The following is a 21,434-nucleotide window of genomic DNA, read 5'->3' as shown; positions in this document are numbered from 1 at the left end:
TTGAAAGTCGAAAACGGATAAAGCAGAAAATGCTTCATCCGTTTTATTTAAAAAGCTTGTTTAATGTACTCTTTCGTTTTAGTCATGAAACGTTTTGTCTTGGTCGCTTTCAATTCGATGATCGGCTGCGCCATGGTAGCGATCATTTCACTTGATAATAATACGGTAATCAAGAATGAGAGGCCAGCGAGCATGATAAAGCTCTCTGTATTGCTGAAGTATTCCTGGATGGTGCTTTCACGGAAAAACCGAATGAAGAAACCATGCAGCAGATAGACATAAAGGGTTTGTTTACCCCAGTTCGTAAAGAAGTATTGTCCGCGTGGAATGAACGAAAGGAAGCTGAACACTGAAATTATGCTCAATCCATAAAATCCCAGGCGTTTAAACATGGACACGATTGTCGCATCTTCAAGTTCGGCATATGGTTTCGAACCGAGCAGCCATTTATAATTGATATCGGCATTTAAATAAAAACCGATAAAAATCAATAACATGACACTAAGTGAAGCCAAACGAACTTTGGGAGTGAATAGTTTTTTTAAATGTTCCTTGCTTAAATGGTACCCAATCAAAAACATCGGGAAAAAAACGAATGTCCTGGAGAGACTAAGATAATTGGAGATATTGTCAATATATCCAATCAATAATGCGATTAAAAAAGATAAACCTATGCCTACTGATGGCTTAAGCTTTGAGAAACCAAGGAGCATGATGTTCCAACAGAATAAACTGATCAGGAACCATAGTGACCATTGGGGGTCAAGCAGGTCTACAGTGATGGCAGAGCGTTCATATAAGAAATAGTAGTAAACGGTATATATCAATTGGAAAATGATATAGGGCAAAATCAGTTTTTTAGTAATTTTACCTAAATACCCTTTTTGATAAAAACCTTTCGCAAAGAACCCTGAAACAAGGATAAAGGCAGGCATGTGAAAGGAATAAATGGTTTTATATAAAGCATATATCGTTTCACTGTCATGTATATACGTATTCAGCAAATGTCCAAAGACGACAAAAGCCATAAGAATGAACTTGGCGTTATCGAAGAAAAAATCACGTTGTTTCATCGTTGCCTCCATTTAATAAATTTTTAAGGTAGCTAGAAAGCATTGTTATTTCTTATACCCTAAATACCTTGTACTAAATCAATATTTATTAAATTTATTATAATAACCTTAAATTAAGCTTAACGCTAAGTTTTATAGTATTCAATATACTATAATTTGATATATAGGATAATTTTGGAATGGTTTGATTGCGCCGATTTTCGAAAAATACCGAGGAAAATCAAGATGGATGTCGAATAAAGTTGGTAAGTATGGGTTTTGATGAGGGGGGTTAATATGAAAATCGGGTATGAGAATGAAACGGAATATAAACAGGAAATTTTAAAATTGAATAAACAGATCGAAGGGTTTTTGAACATTTTCAATTCGATGTCAGAGCCTTATATTAGGGTTGATGAGGAACTGCGTCTCACTTATGCCAATGATGCTGCTTGTGCCCTGCTGGAAACCGCGAAAGAGCAGCTGGAGTCCATGAAGATAACTGATTTTCTCGATGTCATCCCTTTAAATAACCAGGAAGTTTCAAGTTCCCTAAAAACCTCGAATGAAAGTGAAAGGCAAATTATCCAGCTACATACCGGAGCCCTTAAGCAAATAGAGTTTATACGTATAGGCTCTTTTTCCGAAGGACAGCAGTTCTACCGTTTGGGGGATGTGACATTGGATGTTTCTTCGTCAAGGGAAACAAGGATGTCAAGGCAGATGTTTTTGGACATTTTCGATACAGCCATAGAAAGCATCGTTCTATTCGACAGTTCAGGAATAATAATGGAAGTGAACCATGCCTTTATCCATGTCTTGGGCATCCCGAAAAAAGATATTGTCGGTAAGAATATGAGGGACCTCATATCCCCATATTATAGGGAATATTGGGATGAGAGCATACAAAGAGCCTTTGATGAGTCGAACTTCAAAGGAGAGGTAGAGATAAAGGTTGGGGATGACCTGCATCATTTCACTTTCTCGTTAAGTTCAACGGTAGGAAATGAATTATATATGTCGGTGCTTCGAAAAATTACAGAATCAAATATAATAGAAAAAAAGTTAGAGACGAGCGAACGGATTTTTGCCGAATTATTCGACCAGTCCATGGACGCAATCATATTCTGGAATGATGACGGGATCATTTTTCGGGTCAATCATTCAGCATGTAAAATATTCGAATCCAGCAGAGAGGATTTGATCGGCAGTCATATCTGGAAATACGTGTACAGCAATAATAACCATCTTGGCCAGATGATGGAGACGTTTGAAAGAGACACCCAGGTGCGGGGTGAGTTGATTTATAAAATGCCTAATAACCAAATTAAATTGCTTGAATTGACTGCCAAAAAACATGAAGGTGACGGATATAACGTAACGATCTTTCGAAATGTCAGTGAGCGCTGGCTGATTGAGAAGGAATTAAGGGATAGTGAAAAGAAGTTCAGGAAGATTTTTGAGGGAACATTAGACGGCTTGATTTTATGGAATCATGAAGGGTTCACCGATATTAATGAAGCTGGTCAGAAAATATTGGAGATTTCGAAGCGCAAACTGCTATCTTTATCTGTAAAGGGATTCATCGAAAAAATTCCTGAAAATGCTCCTGTCTTGAACGCTCACATTGAAAATGTTTATAAGCATGAGGTCTACTCTTCCATCATTCCGATAACATACGAAGATGGAAGGGTTAAGCATATTGAATTTTTGACGAGGAAAAATTTATATTCGAACCTGAATTTAAGCATTTTCCGTGATGTGAGTAAAAATCTCGAAATGCAGGAACAAATCCGAAAATCGGATACTTTGAATGTAGTAGGTGAACTGGCGGCGGGAATTGCTCACGAAATCAGGAATCCAATGACAGCCTTAAAAGGTTTTATCCAGTTGCTTGAGGATGGTGTTAAAGGGGAGTTTTCCACATACTTTCATGTAATTACTTCCGAAATTAAGCGAATCGAAACCATTATCACGGAATTTTTGGTACTGGCAAAACCGCAGGCGCTAAAAATTTTCAAACAGGATGTTCATACCATATTGAGAGAGACACTGGAATTACTGGCCGCTCAGGCACTATTGGAAAATATTCAATTCGAGACAGACTTTGAAGAAGATGAATTTAACGTGTTATGTGAAGCGAACCAGTTAAAGCAAGTGTTCATTAACATCATCAAAAATGCATTGGAAGTCATGCCGGATGGGGGATCTGTTTCCATTAAAACAAGCCGATTTTCAGAGAAATACGTTTGCATTTCAATTACTGACAAAGGCATGGGGATTTCAACGGAAATGCTAAAAAAATTGGGTGAACCTTTTTATACGACGAAAGATAGGGGAACGGGGCTCGGGCTCATGGTCAGCTATAAAATCATTGAAGAGCACAATGGCTATATAGAAGTGGAAAGCGAAGTGGGAAAAGGGACGAGCTTTCATATTTATTTGCCATTTGAGTAATGCAGAAGGGGATGTTCCAAACCTTTTTTTAGTTAACGGAAAGCATATGAAATTTTCATTAGTTAATGGGGAATCCTTTATTGGATTCCTTTTTTCATTATTTATTATCTTGGAATCACAATTAAGGGTTGTAACCATAAAAAATATTGTGCTTCCATTATAGAGAAGCTTCCGAAGTAATTAAGCGGAAAATAAGAATGACATCCAAATTGCAGAACTTTCGAATCGATTTTCGGAGCGGGCTTCATATGAAATCGTCATAATCAATATAGAGGTTCATGCTTAGAAATTTCCGTCATATCCTGTCTGCTGGTAGGTAAAGCATTATCGCAATTTAAGAAGTTTTGTCTTTTTTTGCGAATCTATTTACATATAAGGCATATTTTGTAATACTTCTTTATTATAATGTAACTTTAAAAAGGCAGGAGTAGTGAATGTTGTTATGAATTCTAGGTGTGCAACGGAAATTTGTTCTGAGATTCGAATGAAGCGTTGGGAAATGATGGAGCTGGCCAAAATGTATGGACTAAATCATGAGTATACCCTTCGCCAAAGTGAGCAGCTTGACAAACTTATAAATGAGTATTTAATCCTTCAACATCATTCATCAGTGGAAGTGAGAAATAAGCGAGAAGAGATGGTTGTTATTGTGCAGCAACCCTTTAATGACGACATTTCCTTTTAGAGGGGATTTGAATGCATGCATGATTTTTTAAAGTAGCAGGCAAGGAGACAAGCAACTTTGTGTGATTTCTGGTGAAATGAACCTTTGTAAACATATCTGAAAACAATTAATGAAAGACTTATATAAACAAGACAATATATCTTTTGAATTTCTTATGGATTTGGGGTATATATCGAGGGGAGGCCACCAGAAGGTGTCCTTCATGCATCGGGATTGGTTTAGAAGTCTTGATTTTTCTGAATGGGTTACACTGATTAATGAAAAGTAAGAGCTGACTCACTTGATGGAGCCAGCCATGGAGGAAGTTCGGGAGTTACAAAACTTCCAATAATATGACCATGAACAAAAGGCCGACAATGAAGGAATAGGTAGATGTGCGTTCATTACCATCCCCATGGCTTTCAGGAATCAATTCCTTATAAACGATGAAAAGCATGGCCCCAGCGGCGAAAGCTAGGCCGTATGGAACCAGGAACCCAATGTAAGAGGTTAAATAAAAACCTAGTAAGCCGGTAATTATTTCGATGGTACCGGTTAAGGTAGCTATCAGGAACGCTGTGAGTTTACCGATTTTTTGATTAATTAAAAACAAGGCGACTAGTAAGCCTTCCGGAGCATTTTGCAGGCCGATGGCAAAAGCGATCAAATTACCTGTATCAGCAGTATCAGAGGCGTAACTCACCCCAACAGAAAGACCCTCAGGAATATTATGGAGTGTAATGGCAGTGATTATGAGCAAAGCCTTTTCATCGAACTGAATGCCACTTTTCGTATGGCTGAGATCGATATGAGGAATGTTTTTTTCCATGATCGTTAATGTCATTACCCCGAGAAAAACCCCAATGACTAGCTGCATATATCCTCCGGTGGCCAGAGACTCCGGGATCAGGCTCAATAACGAAGCAGCCATCATAATTCCAGCCGTAAATGCCAGAAGCGTGTCTCTGAATCGATGTGTGATTGAACCTTGAATGAACAAGATTGGTAACGCACCAAACCCTGTAGACATAGCAGATAGGATGCTGCCTAATAAAACTCCACTCATAAATTTCTCCTTTGTATGGTACTTACTCATTAGTGAATTTTTGGGCGGAACAATAATTTATTGTATTTAGACATAAAGAAAATGTTCCAGGAAAAAACTATTTTGCAGTCATTCTTCTGTATACCATTTTTTCAATGTCAGATCAGTCGGCAGCAGTATGCTGATGATCCCCAGTAATGGAAGGAATCCCACTAGCTTAATCATGGATTCGATTCCAATTATATCTGCAATGGCTCCCAATGAAACGGATCCAATGGCACCCATTCCAAAGGCTAGCCCCACTGTCAAGCCTGCCATCGTTCCGACTTTTCCCGGGACCAATTCCTGTGCGTATATTACAGTGACGGAAAAACTGCTCATTATAATGAATCCCGCCATCAATAATAAAATAAAAGCGGCTGTAGGAGGTACGAATGGTAAAAGTGCGGTTATTGGCATGCTGGCAGCGAAAGAAAAGAAAATGACATTTTTACGCCCGAATCTATCAGCAAGCGGACCTCCAAAAAATGTACCTACAGCACCGGCGGCCAAAAAGGCAAATAGGAAAAATTGTGCGGATTTTATCGTGAATGAATACTGCTCGATCAAATAAAAACTGTAAAAGTTCGTCATGCACGATACATACCAGGAACGGGCAAAGATTATGAATAATATCAATACCAGGGCTTTGGCCACTTTATGGGACCGCTCTTTATTGATTATTTTTGCAGCAAGCTTTTTAGGCTGGAAGTGAACTAATTTTTGGGAATACCACTTGGCAATATACAGCAATAGGATAACGGCCATCAAGGCAACCAGGGCAAACCAGAGTGCGCCTTTTTGACCAAAAGGAACAAGCACGATGGCTGTGATGAGTGGGGCAAGTGCCTGCCCGCTATTCCCGCCGACCTGATAAATCGATTGTGCCAGGCCTCTCTTTGGTCCGCCTGCCATATAGGCCACCCTAGAGCCTTCCGGATGGAATATGGCCGACCCTAAGCCCATCAAGATGACTGCACCAAGGATAATGGTATAGTTTGGGGCAATTGAGAGAATGATGACCCCGATTAAAGTACTGGTCAACCCAATGGGCAATGCATATGGAATTGGCTTTTTATCCGTATAGAACCCAACTGCCGGCTGCAGGAGGGATGAGACGATATTCAGGCAGAATGCAATCATTCCCAGCTGTGTATATGTTAGCGACATTGATTTTTCGAGGATTGGGAACATGGCCGGTACGACGGCCTGAAGAGAATCATTCATTAAATGGCATATGCCAATGATGATCATGATTTTCAGAGTCATATCTTGTTTTTGCGGTTTTGTTTTAATGGCAGCGATACTTCCCATCTGTATATTTCCTTCTTCCTGATTAAGATTTTTACCTATTCCATAAATAGATTCAAGAAGCATGCACCGTATGCATGACACCTTTAAATAAATCGGAATCGTTACTGGCATTGATAAAAAAATGAAACTCTTCAAAGTTTTGCTAAGGGTGGTCTTTTATCAGCGGTAAGCTGATTGTTACGGTTGTACCTTTCAGAGGTTTACTTGAAAACTCTATGGTACCGTTAAAAGATTCAATTATTCGTTTACACACAAATAGCCCTAATCCCGTTCCTTCCTTTTTCGATGTATAGAAGGGATCGAACACTTTACCTATTTCTTTTTCATTCAGTCCTTGCCCGATGTCGGTGATCATGATTTTAGCCCATTCATTTTCATGGTGAATTCGAATCCTTAACTTTTTCCCAACTTCCATGGCCTCGAAACCGTTTTTGGCAATGTTGAGGATGACTTGTTTGAGTTGGTCCTTTGTACAATGAACCAGGATCGGCTCCTTTATGATATTCCATTCCACTTCAATATTGAAGTGACGTGCTTCTGATTCTATTATTGGTCTCAATTCAGCAATGATACTGCGGATATCATATAAGGATAAAGTCTGGGCCATCGGCTTCCCTAAAATCAAAAATTCGCTGACGATACTATTGATCCGTTCAATTTCCTTCATGATGACAGAGTAATAGAACTGATCTTGTTCTTCAGGGTGTTTTTCAACCAATAACTGCACTAGCCCCTTTATGCCGGTAAGTGGGTTTCTTATTTCATGTGCAGTACTGGCAGCCAATGTACCGACAAAATCTATTTTTTGCCTTTCGTTTAGTAACTTTTGTTTTTTGGTATTCCTGCGAACGATCAGCTCCTCCACGATGGTATAAATCATGTGAGTAAAAAAGAAGGTGAAAAAGACAAGCATTAAAAATACATTGATGTTATTTGTGTTAATCTTATCGGGCACTTTGACGGACAGTTTCCAATCGACTTCGGTCAAAGGAACATCCACCCATTTAGAATGTCCAGTAAATTCGTCGGCATTTATATCTAAAATTCGGGTTTTGTCCTTTGTTTCCAATTTAAAGGTATGACCAGGGCTGAGAATCTTTAATATATTTTCCATATGATCCAGCCTGATATGTGCCAATAAAAACCCTTGCACTTTTTTATCATGATCCAGAATGGGAGCAAAAATGGAAAAATAATTGTAATCAGGGCTATATAGCTCCTTTGTTCCTACAACAACGGCTTTTTGGGTTTTTACTGCAAGTTCTATATCATTCTGTTCAATTAAATAGTAATGATTGAAATTCTTATTCGTCCCTGAAATGGAGACACCGTCACGATTTAGCCAATAGATTCCGGCATACCTGGAATCTGTATCTTTGATCCATTTCATAAGAAGTTCGGTTTTTTTGTTATCCATATAAAGCACGGAACTGCTAAGGCTAAGCAGCTCAAGGTTTTCCTTCGTTTCTCTGATAACTTGATCTATGTATTCTTGATAAACCGTTCCCGCCCATTCAGCTTGTTCCTGTCTTTCTTTTTGAATGGAACGTTCTAAATGTACCCAATAAATGATTGAGAGAATAATTAATGGTAAAATAACAATAAGTAGATATGCGGTTAATTTATGCCTTGTTTTCATGATTGTCACTACTTTAGCTTTTTTTTCAAGTATATCAAAATGAATGATTAAACAATAGTGCATACTAACAGGGTAGATTGACAAAAAAGTCTTTATGTCATATAATAACTTTTAATTCAAGATATTTTAATTAAAAATTTTTAAGGTTGTGAAGTTATGGAGAATAATAACATCCAACAGTCTTTGAAACTGTTCATTGTGATGTCTAGAGCCCATCGATCTATTAATGATGTGGTAAATAAACATATAGCTGAAGAGGGTTTGAATCCAACTGAGTTTGCCGTATTGGAATTGCTTTATCATAAAGGGGATCAGCCCCTTCAGCAAATAGGCGGAAAAATCCTGCTAGCTAGCGGCAGCATTACCTATGTCGTGGATAAACTTGAACAGAAGGAATATCTACAGCGAATAGCATGTAAAGAGGATCGCCGTGTAACCTTTGCAAAAATAACGGATAAAGGAAAGGCCTTTATTGAAGGAGTATTTCCTGAGCATGAAAAAAGAATCGATGATATCATGAGTGTACTTACGCACGATGAAAAGGCCACCGTTATCGAATTGCTTAAAAAGATTGGGTATTCCGCTCAAAATTAGCTAAAAAACCAGCACCCGGATTTCACTACAGGTGCTGGTTTTTTATTCTGATAAAATCTGAATTTGTTTTGAGGACATAAAGGTTTTTAATAACGCTGTGGCGAATTAAATTATATTACGATAACCGTGATAATGGTGAATGTGTCTTGAAAACGAATTCGATGAATAACGCTACTCAGGTTGATAAAATGTTTTTAAATCGTGAAAAGGAGCGTACATATGAAATTTAATGAGTATGAATATAAACGTCCTGAAATGGATGAAATTAAAACCCGATTCATGAAAGCTTTGGAAAAGTTTACTGACGCTGCTAATGCTGATGCGCAAATAAGAGCCATGGAAGAAATAAATGAAATCCGAAATTATGTAGGTACGATGTTTAATTTGGTCTATATACGGCATTCCATTGATACAAATGATGATTTTTATAAAGCTGAGAATGATTATTTAGATGACTTCTCCCCTGAAATGGAAGAGTTAACTTCAAAATTTTACAATGAACTCGTTCGCTCGAAATATCGTAAGGAGCTTGAGAAGAAATGGGGAACTCAACTATTTGACCTGGCAGAGGCCCAACTCAAAACTTTTTCGCCCGAAATCATACCACAGCTGCAAAAAGAAAATAAATTATCAAGTGAATATTCACAATTGATTGCCTCAGCAAAAATTCACTTTGATGGAAAAGAATTAACACTTGCGCAGCTCCAGCCTTTTATGGAGTCCTCGGACCGTGAGTTAAGGAAAAATGCAAGTGAGGCATATTACGGTTTCTTTGAAGAAAAGCAGGCGGAATTGGATCGTATATTCGATGACCTTGTCAAGGTGAGGCATGGGATTTCGACAGCGCTAGGTTATGGGAATTTCGTGGAACTTGGGTATTATCGAATGACACGGACTGATTATGATGCTGAAATGGTTGCTGCATTCCGCAAGCAGGTGAAAGAGGAAGTGGTACCGCTTGTCACCCGGCTGAAGGGACGTCAGCGCGAACGTCTTGGATTGGAGAAACTGAACTATTATGATGAGAATTTTCATTTCAGAACGGGTAATGCCATTCCTAAAGGCGATGCTGAGTGGATCATCGAAAATGGGAAAAGGATGTACCAGGAGCTTTCGCCTGAAACTAATCAGTTTTTCAACTATATGATTGATAATGACCTGATGGACCTTGTGGCGAAGAAAGGAAAAGAAAGCGGTGGCTATTGTACTTTTATAGAAGACTATAAAGCTCCATTCATCTTTTCTAATTTCAACGGTACTTCCGGGGATATAGATGTTTTGACGCATGAGGCAGGCCATGCATTCCAAGTGTATCGCAGCCGTGAACTTGACATTCCTGAGTATTATTGGCCTACATATGAAGCATGTGAAATCCATTCGATGAGCATGGAATTTTTAACTTGGCCATGGATGGAGCTGTTTTTCAAGGAAGATACGGAAAAGTATAAGTTTTCCCATTTAAGCGGTGCCCTCATATTCCTTCCGTATGGGGTAGCTGTTGATGAATTTCAGCATTTTGTCTATGAAAATCCTGATGCCTCCCCCGTTGAAAGAAAGCAGGCTTGGCGTAAGATCGAGATGGAATATTTGCCACATCGCGATTATGAAGGAAATGAATTCTTGGAGAATGGCGGGTATTGGCAGCGGCAAAGCCACATTTATCAATCACCTTTCTATTATATCGACTATACATTGGCCCAGATTTGTGCTTTCCAATTCTGGAAAAGGTCGGCTGAAAAAGATGAAACGGCTTGGGGTGATTATTTGAATCTGTGCCAACTTGGAGGCAGCAAGTCGTTCCTTGATCTTGTTGAATCTGCGAATCTGAAATCTCCATTTGATGACGGTACTGTACAGTCCGTTGTAAAGGTGATAGACGAATGGCTCTCCACTGTAGATGATAAGGCATTATGAAAAATTAGGCTGTATGATACGAACGCTTGGAGATAATTCCAAGCGTTTTTTTAAATCTTTCATACGTTCGGAATGTTGGGCATGAAAAGTGCTGATTTAAGCTCCACAGAGAAATGCATAGGGAGTTTCAGACTTCACAATGAGAGAATGTTAGCCCAGGAAAAAAACAGCCGACGAAAGGAATATCGCTCGGCTTGTCTTAAATATCTCTTCCTTACATATAAATGTAGTGAGGAGGGGAGAGTATGCTGTCAAGGTGGTCAGGGAGTTTTCAGATTGCAGCAGTTTATGTAGGCACAGTCGTCGGTGCAGGATTTGCAACTGGAAAAGAGATTGTCGAGTTTTTTACCCGTTATGGCTTTTATGGCTTTATCGGGATTTTAATAGCAGGTTATATTTTCATTTTCACTGGGACGAAAATCATGCTCATTTCCGCAAGGATAAGAGCATCTTCTTATGAGGAGTTCAACCAATTTCTTTTTGGGAGGAAAATAGCGGGAATCATCAACTTCTTTTTCCTTATCATGCTGTTAGGGGTGACGGCTGTCATGATATCGGGTTCAGGAGCCGTTTTTGAAGAACAACTTGGCGTGTCTAAAAGTATAGGAAGTTGGTCTACGATCATACTGGCATCCTTGGTCCTGATGATGGGCATGCGCGGTGTTTTCACTGTGAACTCTTTTGTTGTACCGATCATGATCTGCTTTAGCTTGATCCTTTTTTTCTCGACTTTGGATAATGGGGATTTCTTTAAGACCCTTACAAAGGTTCCTGATGAAGTGATCACCGTGAAAATGATTTTGTCACCATTTGCCTATACAGCCTTTAACCTTGCTTTGGCACAGGCTGTGCTGGTTCCGGTTGCGTATGAGGTTCGAGATGAAAAGGTCATTAAACATGGTGCAATTCTTGGGGGGATATTCCTGACGATCATTTTATTGACGGGGCATTTTTCGCTTATGACACTTCCGGACGTGAATAGATATGAAATTCCTTCAGCGGTTATTATGAGAACGGCAGCCAGTCAGTTATATTGGATGTTCATTTTGGTGATTTACGGGGAGATATTCACTTCGGTCATCGGAAACATATATGGATTACAGAGGCAAATCAGCAATTATATTAAATTGCCAAGCATGATGATCATAGCGGTGATTTTTTTAATAGCTTTGATCATCAGTGAATTCGGATATGGAAGGTTACTAGGATATATTTATCCGGTTTTTGGATACATAAGCCTCCTTTTTTTAATATTGGTCTGGAAAAGCAAGGCGGGGAAGGAGTAATGAAGAACGGGGGGCCAGTCCTTAGCCCTCCGTATCAGGGTATAGTGGATGTTCACCTTTTCATCAGCGTCTTAGCCATCTCTAGAAAAGCATCCCGGTAATCTCTATCTTTTTTCGTGAATATAGTTAAGCGGACGGGTGATTTTTCATCCTTGAGCAATATGGAAGTGATCACATCATCGCCGCTTTCCACTTCAAAGCCCGTTCCGCCCTCGACATCAAGTGAAGGATCGCTAATTGTTTCTGAAATGCTTTTCAGCTGGGCTTGAACATTTTTTTCCACCTCATCCCAATTGACATCCGCCTTCAACAATTCGATTCTCATATAAATGGAGTCATCTTCAGTCAGGAACACAATATCCTTTCCTGGTTCTTCGGCACTTAATCTGAATTGTTGCAAAACATAGAGGCTGAACGGCTGGTTATCACTTTTTTTTAGGAAAGCTGTTTTTTCTTTTGCTTCCCCGTTAATTGTATACTGCAGGTTTTGCTCCATCAGTCTTACTTTGTTATCACTTCGGTTATTGTGATTATCTCCTTGAGAAGTATTGCCTTCGTTCCCTTCTTTTACTGAATCTTCCTGTGGCTCATCTGCATTTTCGTCTATGGTCGTACCGCAGCCAGACAGAAGAAAAGCGGCGAATGTGACACAGCCAATATAACGTGTCCAACTAATCATGTGTTCCCCTCATCTTTCTGATAGAAATTCCAATCTGAATTTGGATATACCTGCATCAAATACAGGTGTTTTGCCCTTTAATGAATTAGACGGTATGAAATGGAAATGGTTACAAAAAGCGGGAGAATCAATTCGGAGGATTTCGATAAAGTGAAAAACGGGATGGTCATCTAGTAACCATCCCGTTTGAGTACATTGAATTATCCTATGATTTTATAATTTTTATGGTTGACGACGGTTTTCTGTTCAAGTTCCAAATCACGATAATTTTCCATATACGTGACGTCCACGATTACTGAGTTCTCGTTCACTTTCTCGACGATTCCTTTTAAGCCTTCTCTAAATTCAATGATATTTCCAACTTCCGCTTTCTTCATGGTAATCATCCTTTCCCATTTTGTTTCCAATGATCAAAAAGTAACTATGGAGTAATTGGATTATTCGAACATCTTGCAGTTTAGATTTTGACGTGGGAAGTGCTAGTAAGAGAAAAAGTTATCTCTTATGTCGGTACAGTAAGCTAAACTTTTAAAGGAAGGTACGATTTCTTGTAATGAAGCAGATGTAATGATGTGGCATAATTTGGTATATCTTGTGAACGCAGTTATGCGTACCAGTATGTAATTCTATGTACAAAAAATGCCAATCATTTTACATTATGATATTTTACTATACAGTTTGCACTATTTTAAAGCATTCGTAAAGAATTATGTAGCAGTGGGCCTCAAAAAGTTCTGAATTATATTAAGTGGCAAGCTTATGTTAAAATAAAAACGGAATTTCTCCTGTAGAAATGAAAGAACATTTGATAATTAAGGAGGACAATCTTATGAATGCAGAAGAAGCAAAAGATGTACTCGATAAACTGGCAAATCGGGAAATGGATGAATTCAGGATAGCAAAAGAAGAATTTTTACCTTTTCGTGAGGTTCTTGTTAAAAGGGAAGACTTTAAACACTTTCGGGGGAATGCTCAACATAACGGTGTGATAATTTATACGTATTTAGAAGAAGCGAGAAGTTAATGTATATTTTGGGGGGTGGCTCATGATTGAGCCACCCTAAATTATTCATTATGGAAAAATCAATTGTTTCCTTAATTTATTTAAAGCGGACCTTCTCCATGATTTTACGGCTGCGGTAGTAACTTGATATACTTCAGCAATTTCAGTCACCGTTTTATTCTCCAAGTACGTCTGTAAAAGCCAGCGTTGCTGATTCAGTGTCAATCCATCCGTGTAGGTTAAGATATTATCGATGGCAAAAGCCTCATCGTGTATTGAAAATGGATCTTTAATCTCTAGTATGAAGGAGTCAAATGGTTCGGTGTGGGCTTCATATTTATGGTGGTGCTTTAATTCGTTCAGAATTTTGCCTTTGATTACCGTAAAGGCATAGTTGGAGAACTTACCGTATTCCTCATCGAATTTCCCATATGACTCCCATAAAGCAATCAATCCTACTTGAAAATATTCTTCCTTATTTTTATAGATGGAAAGTGAGCGGATTATATGATGGATCATCGGCGTGAATTCAGACGTTAGTGCTGAGAAATCTTCCATTAAGCAAGCCACCTTTAGAAAGTGCACTTTCCTGTATTCCCGGGTGCTTCTACCATAAATAAATCGTTCGGCTAAAGCCAAATGGAAAAACGGGTAAATGGAAGGAATAAAAAGTGGGTTTTAAAGGGATTAACGTGGATCTTATTAATAGGGAAATGTTGATTCAATAGAACTTTAATGAGGGGATGGCCAAATGAAAAACACATCCTTAGATTGGATGTGTTTTTCATTTAATGTAAAGCCATATATCATGGGGAGGTGTTCAGTTTGTCGACAAAGGGAGTTCGGAATGGTCACATCCCGAACCATGAAAGTAAAACAATTTGCGACACTCCTGCCGAATAACAGTCTAGCCGAGACCCTCTAACTGCTTGCTTTGATGAGGCCCGGCGGACGGTCGACGGAAAGGGAGCGGATTTCTGAAATCAAGCTGGAACTTTTTTAAATAAAAAAACTGCAGGCAAACTGATCCTCGTTTAAGCCCCCTTATACGTTCTTAATTGTGATTTCCGAAGCGGGCATACTATTAACCATTGTATTTGTTAACTTTGCGATTTTCGGAATCCAGCATCCTGTGCGTCTTGTTCGGTACAAAACATTTCTTCCGGTTTGGTTATTTCGTAATATTGGCCCGAAGGAATGTGATATATTTTGTTGCCTTTAGAGTTTATATTCCCTTTAATTTGCGGGTTACTGCAAGATGCAGTTGGCTTTTCCACTGAAGCTTCTACGGACTTCGAATCATCAAACCCCTTTGAAGTTGCATAGTTTTCAATTGACCAAATACCGATTTCGTCTTTTTGGGCTTGTTTCTGAATATTTTCCAATTCATCTAGATATTTCGTGTTCGGTGCATAAATATAGGCTACCCTGGCCAGTCCTTTTTCAAGCAGGAGTTTATTCACCATTTTACCGTCAACATAAAAATAGGCCAGCAGCCGGCCATATTTATCTCTTTCACCTATGCCGGTTTCTACTTCCACTTCAGAACCCGCTGGCATTAGTTCCTTGGTGAATTTGCTTGCTTCAGGTCCAAAAGGCTGAACGGGCTTGGATGGGTGCACGGTTTCTGGAGTATCTACCAAAAGGAGCCTGACCGTTTCTTCATTTCCATTAGCCATTTTGATTTTTATTGTATCTCCGTCAACAACTTTAATGATCTCGGCTGTGAATGTCTTGCCTTTTTCTTCATTTGAAGAACCCGCACTGGATCGGATGTCTTCGTTGGAAATTGAATCTTCCTGTTTGGATTGCTTAATTAGGTTATCTGATGCAGCCTGGCAGCCAGACAACGTGATCAGGCAAAGTGCAGTCAGGAGAAAAACATTCAGATAAGAATGTAAAAAGGAATTTCCGTTCATGATAAGTCCCTCCATTTATTTAGGTGTTTTCCACGTCCGTCATGGATATATTCGGCAGGAATAATACTAACCTATAAAAAAGGGAAAGAAAATGAAAATCATTGAAATTTTTACATGCATCTCTACCTCATATCATGATAGTTTCTTATAATGATATGGTGGAAGTAAGGGAGGCAGGCGTGTAAAAATGATATTTAGGCTTGAAAATATTAGGTATAAAGGGATTTTGAAAATTGATGATTTGAGAATATCCGCTTGTATGGTTACTTGTTTGACCGGGGAAAGCGGTGCAGGGAAAACCTCACTGCTCCGATTATTGAACAGGATGGATGACCCGGATAGCGGTTCGATCTATTATCAGGATCGGTTGCTGGATGAATTCAACCCGATAGAGCTCCGGCGTAAGGTCACAATGCTTTCTCAGGCACCGTTCACTTTACCGGGTACGATTGAAGAAAACCTGCAGATTGGCCTGGAATTGACCGAACGGGAAAAAAAGGATAAAGCCGAATTGGTTAAAGCACTTGAAACCGTCCAGTTGCAGAAGTCTTTAGACGAGGGGGCGGAGAATCTTTCTGGCGGAGAGAAACAGAGGCTGGCACTGGCGAGGTTACTTTTATTGAAACCCGAGGTGTATTTGCTGGATGAGCCGACTTCAGCTCTTGATGAAGAAGCCGAGCTGACGGTCATGAGCCGTTTTTTAGAAGAAGTGAAGCGGGAAAAAGGAACGGTCATCATGATAACCCATTCAAAACAGCTTGCGGAAATATGTGCTGAAAAGAGGATCGTTCTGAAAAAGGCGAAGGAGGGTGACTATTAATGGAGGCGAATGGGATAATAGATATTGAGTTCTGGCGTCTTTGTGCGGCTTACCTATTTGTAGTGATTCTGCTCATAATCGTGAAATGGCGAGGGATTTCACGGGAAAAGCAAATCATGCTCGCTACGGTACGGATGACGGTCCAACTCATTCTTGCCGGATATGTTTTGACATATATCTTTGAAAATCCCCACCCTTTACTTTCTTTAGGATTTTTATGTGCGATGGCCCTGTTTTCCATCCATAATATTTTTAAGCAAGTGCCTTATACAATTAATAAGAAAATCAAAAGGATGGTTATCCTAAGTATGTTGTCAGGACCCATGGCGGCCTTGTTTTATTTTAATGTGGTCGTGATCCATTTCACGCCATGGTATGAGCCGAGGTATTTCATTCCAATTGCAGGGATGATCGTGGGGAATGCCATGACTGGAGTGACATTGGCGCTTAAAAACCTCCATGATGGGATTAGCAGTAATCGTGAAAAGGTGGAAGCGATGTTGATGCTTGGGGCGACTCCAGCGAGGGCTGTGAAGAAATATGTGGATGCTGCATTCGACTCCGCAGTGCTCCCGACTTTGAACAATATGCTCGGGATGGGGATTATCTTCCTTCCAGGAATGATGACAGGGCAAATCCTGTCTGGGATAAGCCCGCTCATCGCCATTGAATACCAGATTGCAATATTAATCGGGATTCTCGGAAGTGTTTCATTAACGGTGGTCCTTTTCATTATGCTGAGTTTCAGGGCTTTTTTTACCAAAAATGCACAGTTGTCCATTTAATCTTTGAAGAATCTGAAAAGTAATAGTTGCAGTTCCATCTATATTTTTGTAATATTTTGTAGGTACCAATAGTTTTGGTTTGTTTGTTGGGAATGATAATGCTATTCTGATAAGGAAAAGGGCATTTCTTTTTTCATTTCTTTCCTGAGTGGATGGAGAAACTCCCTTACATAACCTATTTTTGTTAATTTATCTTAAAGGAGATTGATTTATATGGTAGAAAAAACATTTACAGTAACTGCAGAAACAGGAATTCACGCCCGTCCGGCTACATTGCTTGTACAAGCTGCAGGAAAATTTGATTCAGAAATAAACCTTTCTTATAAAGAGAAAAAAGTGAACCTTAAGTCCATTATGGGTGTAATGTCACTGGGTATTGGCCAAGGTGCGGAAATTACGATTTCTGCTGAAGGAAGCGATGAAAATGATGCACTAAATACACTTGCTGAAACGTTGAACAGAGAAGGATTAGCAGAATAATGTCCACTTTGATTAGTGGAATAGCAGCTTCAAACGGAATAGCCATCGCTAAAGCCTATCGACTGACAGAGCCAGATTTATCGATTGAAAAAAGAAGCATAGAAGATGTCGGGGCGGAAATATCCCGTTTTAAGGAAGCTATTCAAAAGTCAACAAATGAATTGGAGATAATCAGGGATAAAGCCGAAAAAGATTTAGGGGCCGATAAAGCCGCTATCTTTGACGCACACCTGCTTGTTTTGGCTGATCCGGAACTTATAACTCCCATTCAGGATAAAATACAATCAGAGAGCGTCAACGCTGAGTTTTCCTTAAATGAAACCGCAAGCATGTTCATTACGATGTTTGAACAAATGGATAATGAATACATGAAGGAACGGGCAGCGGATATCCGTGACGTCACGAAACGGGTACTGTCGCATCTTTTAGGTGTTCATATTCCAAATCCAAGCATGATTGCTGAAGAAGTGATCATCATTGCGGAGGATTTGACTCCATCCGATACAGCACAGTTGAATCCGGCATACGTCAAAGGGTTTACGACCGATATCGGTGGACGTACATCCCATTCAGCCATAATGGCACGTTCATTGGAAATTCCAGCAGTCGTTGGAGCAAAATCAGTGACCTCGTCCATTGAAAATGGTGACTTGGTCATTATTGACGGGCTAAAGGGTGAAGTGCACATAAATCCTACTCCGGAACTCGTGAAACGCTACGAAGAGGAGCAGGAAGCCTATGCCATGCAAAAGGCTGAGTGGGCTAAACTGGTTCATGAACAAACCTTTACAAATGATGGCCATCATGTGGAATTGGCTGCAAATATCGGTACTCCGAAAGATCTGGATGGCGTTCATCAAAATGGCGGTGAAGGCATCGGGTTATATCGTACGGAATTTCTTTATATGGGCAGAAATGACTTTCCAAGTGAAGAAGAGCAGTTCGAGGCATACAAAGCGGTGCTGGAAGGTATGTCAGGTAAGCCTGTAGTCGTCAGAACGCTTGACATAGGCGGAGACAAGGAGTTGCCTTATTTAGAGCTTCCTAAGGAAATGAATCCCTTCCTTGGATACCGTGCGATTCGCCTTTGCTTAAATGAGCAGGAGATTTTCCGGACTCAGCTCCGTGCACTGCTTCGCGCAAGCATTTATGGGGATTTGAAAATCATGTTCCCGATGATCGCCACACTAGCTGAATTCCGCGAGGCTAAAGCCGTCTTGGCTGAAGTTAGGCAGGAATTGCTTGATAATGGCATTCAAGTTGCCGAAAAAATTGAAGTCGGAATTATGGTTGAAATCCCTTCAACTGCAGTGATGGCTGATATATTTGCTAAGGAAGTCGATTTCTTCAGCATAGGCACTAACGACCTGATTCAGTATACGATGGCCGCTGACCGAATGAATGAGAGAGTATCTTATTTATATCAACCATATAACCCAGCGATTTTACGCCTGGTTAAAATGGTCATAGATGCAGCTCATAAAGAAGGGAAATGGGCCGGGATGTGCGGGGAAATGGCTGGAGATGAAATTGCCATACCGATTTTGATCGGATTGGGTCTTGATGAATTCTCAATGAGTGCCACTTCGATTTTAAAAGCACGTTCTTTAATTAGCCAACTTTCGCTTGAAGAGATGAAAAAACTATCTCAGGAAGTTTTAGGGTTGGATACGAATGATAATGTGAAAGAAGCGGTAATTAACGCTTTGAAGAAATAAAAAAAATGAGGAAAAATGGCACCCCATCCACAGAATCTTCGGATGGGGTGCTTTCCTGTAATTTTTGCTTGAACATTTAAGAAAAAATGTTTATTGCACCAAAATGGGGGTAAATAAAAAGCAAGCACAGTTGTTTAGCTCTATTAGGGCAGCTGACATTCTCATTTCCCCCTTTGACGCCGGTTGGGTTATCCAACCGGCAATTTTTTTGTGACCGCTTGATATAAAAAATCACAATAATGATTATTCAGATTTTTCACTTTTCGAATATGGCGATATAATGGAATTATAAATTTGAGAAAATGGAGGTCATAAAATATGGAATTACATTTGGAAAAGAAAAATGCCTTGATCTTAGCTTCAAGTCAAGGTTTGGGTAAGGCCATGGCAGCTGAATTGGTTAAAGAAGGAGCAAATGTCATGCTAGCCAGCCGTGATGGAGAAAAGCTTGCTGCCGTGCAAAGGGAAATATCGCAGCTTGGGGCGGGTAAAGTTGCTTATATGGTAACGGATATAACAAAAGCTGATGATATTAAAAGCTTGGTTAGGCAGACTGCTGAAGAGTTCGGAGGTATCGATATTCTTATTAATAACGCCGGAGGTCCTCCAGGGGGTTCATTTACAGATTTCAATGATGAAGAATGGCAACAATCTTTCGAACTTAATTTACTAAGCTTCATAAGGACAATCCGTGAGAGCTTGCCACATTTAAAAAAACAGGGCGGGAAAATTGTTAATATTGCTTCTTCATCCATTAAGGAACCGATTCCAGGATTGATTCTATCGAATACATTCCGGACTGCAATCGTTGGATTGTCAAAGACGTTAGCTTCAGAATTAGCACCAGACCGGATATTGATCAATACAGTTGGACCAGGAAGAATCGCAACGGACCGCGTTCAGCACCTTGATAAAATGAATGCAGAGAAACAAGGCGTCACTCCTGAGGAGATGACTGAACAATCCATTAACAAAATCCCTGTTGGCCGTTATGGGGAACCTGAGGAATTTGCAAAGTTCGTTACTTTCCTTGTTTCAGGTGCCAATACATATTTAACGGGGCAGTCCTATTTAGTTGACGGAGGAATGATAAAGTCCATTTAAGGATTTTTGAAACAAAATGATTTGGAGGAATCTGCATTGATACAATCGAACAAAGTGATCGGCTTCATAGGTTTAGGAGTTATGGGAAAAAGCATGGCCGCAAATCTACTTAAGGCGGGATTTGAGGTATTTGTTTATACAAGGACGAAGGATAAGGCAAGTGAACTGCTCTTACAGGGTGCGAAGTGGGCATCTGCACCAAAGGAAATTGCGCAGAAAGCTAATGTGATCATTTCCATGGTAGGATACCCTAGTGATGTGGAAGAAATCTATCTTGGGGAAAATGGGCTTATCGAAAACGGGAAACAAGGAACCCATTTAATCGATATGACGACCTCGACTCCGTCTTTGGCAGTGAAAATAGCGGAGGAAGCCAAGAAAAGAGGCATGGAATCATTGGATGCACCGGTTTCCGGAGGAGATATCGGTGCCCGTGATGCAAAGCTTACGATCATGGTCGGCGGGTCTAGTGAGGCATTTGAAGCGGTCCTGCCCATTTTTGATATCATTGGCAGCAATGTTGTCCATCAAGGCCCGGCTGGTTCGGGACAGCATACGAAAATGTGCAATCAAATCGCCATTGCATCTAATATGATCGGAGTGACTGAAGCGATTTCCTATGCCCAAAAGGCGGGGTTGGATCCGGAACGGGTATTAAGAAGCATATCATCGGGTTCTGCCGGAAGCTGGTCACTGTCCAATCTTGTGCCGCGTATGGTTGAAGGGGATTTTGAACCTGGTTTTTATATCAAGCATTTTATCAAGGATATGAAGATTGCACTTGATGAAGCGGAAAGAATGGGAATGGACGCTCCTGGATTAAGCCTAAGCAAATCCCTATATGAGGGGCTGGCAGAAGCTGGCGAGGAAAATAGCGGTACACAGGCGTTATATAAACATTATAATTAAGTGCTAGCATTTC

General features: G+C 39.9%; 20 protein-coding genes. 12 read left to right on the top strand and 8 right to left on the bottom strand.

The window, feature by feature from the left end; genetic code table 11:
* Window positions 1-47: 47 nt before the first annotated feature.
* Window positions 48-1,073 (bottom strand): acyltransferase family protein, encoded by a 1,026-nt coding sequence (locus FNK51_RS03630; RefSeq protein ID WP_098371173.1) that lies wholly within the window; start codon window positions 1,071-1,073, stop codon window positions 48-50.
* Window positions 1,074-1,349: 276 nt separating this feature from the next.
* Here FNK51_RS03630 and FNK51_RS03625 point away from each other — a divergent pair, with 276 nt between their 5' ends.
* Window positions 1,350-3,509, top strand: coding sequence for a PAS domain-containing sensor histidine kinase (locus FNK51_RS03625; RefSeq protein WP_181762172.1), 2,160 nt, complete (start codon window positions 1,350-1,352; stop codon window positions 3,507-3,509).
* A gap of 442 nt (window positions 3,510-3,951) precedes the next feature.
* The gene (locus FNK51_RS03620; protein WP_098371171.1) at window positions 3,952-4,194 is read left to right on the top strand and encodes an aspartyl-phosphate phosphatase Spo0E family protein; all 243 of its coding nucleotides are present in this window, start codon (window positions 3,952-3,954) and stop codon (window positions 4,192-4,194) included.
* 313 nt (window positions 4,195-4,507) lie between these two features.
* Here the strand turns inward: FNK51_RS03620 and FNK51_RS03615 are convergent, their stop codons facing one another.
* The 3 genes from FNK51_RS03615 to FNK51_RS03605 all read right to left on the bottom strand — a co-directional run bounded on the left by FNK51_RS03615 (window position 4,508) and on the right by FNK51_RS03605 (window position 8,210).
* Window positions 4,508-5,239: a ZIP family metal transporter gene (locus FNK51_RS03615; protein ID WP_098371169.1), complete on the bottom strand. Its 732-nt coding sequence runs from the start codon at window positions 5,237-5,239 to the stop codon at window positions 4,508-4,510.
* A gap of 108 nt (window positions 5,240-5,347) precedes the next feature.
* Complete coding sequence (locus FNK51_RS03610) at window positions 5,348-6,571, bottom strand: MFS transporter (RefSeq protein WP_098371391.1); 1,224 nt, start codon at window positions 6,569-6,571, stop codon at window positions 5,348-5,350.
* Between the two features lie 142 nt (window positions 6,572-6,713).
* The gene (locus tag FNK51_RS03605; RefSeq protein WP_181762171.1) at window positions 6,714-8,210 is read right to left on the bottom strand and encodes a PAS domain-containing sensor histidine kinase; all 1,497 of its coding nucleotides are present in this window, start codon (window positions 8,208-8,210) and stop codon (window positions 6,714-6,716) included.
* 156 nt (window positions 8,211-8,366) lie between these two features.
* Between FNK51_RS03605 and FNK51_RS03600 the strand changes: the two genes are divergently transcribed.
* From FNK51_RS03600 to FNK51_RS03590, 3 genes are all read left to right on the top strand, one after another.
* On the top strand, window positions 8,367-8,804 hold the full coding sequence (locus FNK51_RS03600; protein WP_076366852.1) for a MarR family winged helix-turn-helix transcriptional regulator: 438 nt from the start codon (window positions 8,367-8,369) through the stop codon (window positions 8,802-8,804).
* Between the two features lie 219 nt (window positions 8,805-9,023).
* Window positions 9,024-10,718 (top strand): M3 family oligoendopeptidase, encoded by a 1,695-nt coding sequence (locus FNK51_RS03595; RefSeq protein WP_098371167.1) that lies wholly within the window; start codon window positions 9,024-9,026, stop codon window positions 10,716-10,718.
* Between the two features lie 245 nt (window positions 10,719-10,963).
* Window positions 10,964-12,004: a YkvI family membrane protein gene (locus FNK51_RS03590; RefSeq protein ID WP_141992454.1), complete on the top strand. Its 1,041-nt coding sequence runs from the start codon at window positions 10,964-10,966 to the stop codon at window positions 12,002-12,004.
* Window positions 12,005-12,056: 52 nt separating this feature from the next.
* Here FNK51_RS03590 and FNK51_RS03585 read toward each other — a convergent pair whose 3' ends face one another.
* Together FNK51_RS03585 and FNK51_RS03580 are read right to left on the bottom strand one after the other, a co-directional pair.
* Window positions 12,057-12,683, bottom strand: coding sequence for a hypothetical protein (locus FNK51_RS03585; RefSeq protein WP_098371165.1), 627 nt, complete (start codon window positions 12,681-12,683; stop codon window positions 12,057-12,059).
* 200 nt (window positions 12,684-12,883) lie between these two features.
* Window positions 12,884-13,060, bottom strand: coding sequence for a YkvS family protein (locus FNK51_RS03580; RefSeq protein ID WP_064505160.1), 177 nt, complete (start codon window positions 13,058-13,060; stop codon window positions 12,884-12,886).
* 452 nt (window positions 13,061-13,512) lie between these two features.
* Between FNK51_RS03580 and FNK51_RS03575 the strand changes: the two genes are divergently transcribed.
* A complete protein-coding gene (locus FNK51_RS03575; protein ID WP_141992453.1) occupies window positions 13,513-13,707 on the top strand; it encodes a hypothetical protein in 195 nt (64 codons plus the stop codon).
* 48 nt (window positions 13,708-13,755) lie between these two features.
* Here FNK51_RS03575 and FNK51_RS03570 read toward each other — a convergent pair whose 3' ends face one another.
* Window positions 13,756-14,244, bottom strand: coding sequence for a sigma-70 family RNA polymerase sigma factor (locus tag FNK51_RS03570; protein ID WP_141992452.1), 489 nt, complete (start codon window positions 14,242-14,244; stop codon window positions 13,756-13,758).
* A gap of 542 nt (window positions 14,245-14,786) precedes the next feature.
* Complete coding sequence (locus tag FNK51_RS03565; protein WP_141992451.1) at window positions 14,787-15,605, bottom strand: thermonuclease family protein; 819 nt, start codon at window positions 15,603-15,605, stop codon at window positions 14,787-14,789.
* Between the two features lie 187 nt (window positions 15,606-15,792).
* Between FNK51_RS03565 and FNK51_RS03560 the strand changes: the two genes are divergently transcribed.
* The 6 genes from FNK51_RS03560 to FNK51_RS03535 all read left to right on the top strand — a co-directional run bounded on the left by FNK51_RS03560 (window position 15,793) and on the right by FNK51_RS03535 (window position 21,421).
* A complete protein-coding gene (locus FNK51_RS03560) occupies window positions 15,793-16,425 on the top strand; it encodes an ABC transporter ATP-binding protein (protein ID WP_286178564.1) in 633 nt (210 codons plus the stop codon).
* Window positions 16,425-17,210, top strand: a complete 786-nt coding sequence (locus FNK51_RS03555; protein ID WP_141992450.1) for an ABC transporter permease — start codon at window positions 16,425-16,427, stop codon at window positions 17,208-17,210. Before FNK51_RS03560 ends, FNK51_RS03555 begins: the two co-directional genes overlap by 1 nt.
* 213 nt (window positions 17,211-17,423) lie before the next feature.
* Entirely contained in the window at window positions 17,424-17,690 is a 267-nt protein-coding gene (locus FNK51_RS03550) for a phosphocarrier protein HPr (RefSeq protein WP_076366836.1), read from the top strand.
* Window positions 17,690-19,408 carry a phosphoenolpyruvate--protein phosphotransferase gene (ptsP, locus tag FNK51_RS03545; protein ID WP_141992449.1) on the top strand — a complete coding sequence of 573 codons (1,719 nt, stop codon included), beginning with the start codon at window positions 17,690-17,692 and terminating at the stop codon, window positions 19,406-19,408. Before FNK51_RS03550 ends, ptsP begins: the two co-directional genes overlap by 1 nt.
* A gap of 318 nt (window positions 19,409-19,726) precedes the next feature.
* Complete coding sequence (locus FNK51_RS03540) at window positions 19,727-20,512, top strand: SDR family oxidoreductase (protein ID WP_141992448.1); 786 nt, start codon at window positions 19,727-19,729, stop codon at window positions 20,510-20,512.
* A 36-nt stretch (window positions 20,513-20,548) separates the two neighbouring features.
* Window positions 20,549-21,421: an NAD(P)-dependent oxidoreductase gene (locus FNK51_RS03535; RefSeq protein WP_286178563.1), complete on the top strand. Its 873-nt coding sequence runs from the start codon at window positions 20,549-20,551 to the stop codon at window positions 21,419-21,421.
* Window positions 21,422-21,434 lie beyond the last annotated feature (13 nt).

Origin of the sequence: Bacillus sp. B4EP4a (genome assembly GCF_006680105.1) — a bacterium.
GTDB lineage: Bacteria > Bacillota > Bacilli > Bacillales > DSM-1321 > Peribacillus > Peribacillus simplex_E.
The sequence above is the reverse complement of the archived record's forward strand: the minus strand, read 5'-3'. Positions and strand labels throughout refer to the sequence as shown.

Coding starts and splice junctions, on each gene's coding strand:
- FNK51_RS03605 (WP_181762171.1), bottom strand. CDS start 8,210: ATGAAAACAAGGCATAAATTAACCGCATATCTACTTATTGTTATTTTA.
- FNK51_RS03555 (WP_141992450.1), top strand. CDS start 16,425: ATGGAGGCGAATGGGATAATAGATATTGAGTTCTGGCGTCTTTGTGCG.
- FNK51_RS03630 (WP_098371173.1), bottom strand. CDS start 1,073: ATGAAACAACGTGATTTTTTCTTCGATAACGCCAAGTTCATTCTTATG.
- FNK51_RS03575 (WP_141992453.1), top strand. CDS start 13,513: ATGAATGCAGAAGAAGCAAAAGATGTACTCGATAAACTGGCAAATCGG.
- FNK51_RS03565 (WP_141992451.1), bottom strand. CDS start 15,605: ATGAACGGAAATTCCTTTTTACATTCTTATCTGAATGTTTTTCTCCTG.
- ptsP (WP_141992449.1), top strand. CDS start 17,690: ATGTCCACTTTGATTAGTGGAATAGCAGCTTCAAACGGAATAGCCATC.
- FNK51_RS03610 (WP_098371391.1), bottom strand. CDS start 6,571: ATGGGAAGTATCGCTGCCATTAAAACAAAACCGCAAAAACAAGATATG.
- FNK51_RS03590 (WP_141992454.1), top strand. CDS start 10,964: ATGCTGTCAAGGTGGTCAGGGAGTTTTCAGATTGCAGCAGTTTATGTA.
- FNK51_RS03620 (WP_098371171.1), top strand. CDS start 3,952: ATGAATTCTAGGTGTGCAACGGAAATTTGTTCTGAGATTCGAATGAAG.
- FNK51_RS03585 (WP_098371165.1), bottom strand. CDS start 12,683: ATGATTAGTTGGACACGTTATATTGGCTGTGTCACATTCGCCGCTTTT.
- FNK51_RS03550 (WP_076366836.1), top strand. CDS start 17,424: ATGGTAGAAAAAACATTTACAGTAACTGCAGAAACAGGAATTCACGCC.
- FNK51_RS03600 (WP_076366852.1), top strand. CDS start 8,367: ATGGAGAATAATAACATCCAACAGTCTTTGAAACTGTTCATTGTGATG.
- FNK51_RS03595 (WP_098371167.1), top strand. CDS start 9,024: ATGAAATTTAATGAGTATGAATATAAACGTCCTGAAATGGATGAAATT.
- FNK51_RS03625 (WP_181762172.1), top strand. CDS start 1,350: ATGAAAATCGGGTATGAGAATGAAACGGAATATAAACAGGAAATTTTA.
- FNK51_RS03580 (WP_064505160.1), bottom strand. CDS start 13,060: ATGAAGAAAGCGGAAGTTGGAAATATCATTGAATTTAGAGAAGGCTTA.
- FNK51_RS03540 (WP_141992448.1), top strand. CDS start 19,727: ATGGAATTACATTTGGAAAAGAAAAATGCCTTGATCTTAGCTTCAAGT.
- FNK51_RS03615 (WP_098371169.1), bottom strand. CDS start 5,239: ATGAGTGGAGTTTTATTAGGCAGCATCCTATCTGCTATGTCTACAGGG.
- FNK51_RS03560 (WP_286178564.1), top strand. CDS start 15,793: ATGATATTTAGGCTTGAAAATATTAGGTATAAAGGGATTTTGAAAATT.
- FNK51_RS03570 (WP_141992452.1), bottom strand. CDS start 14,244: ATGGAAGATTTCTCAGCACTAACGTCTGAATTCACGCCGATGATCCAT.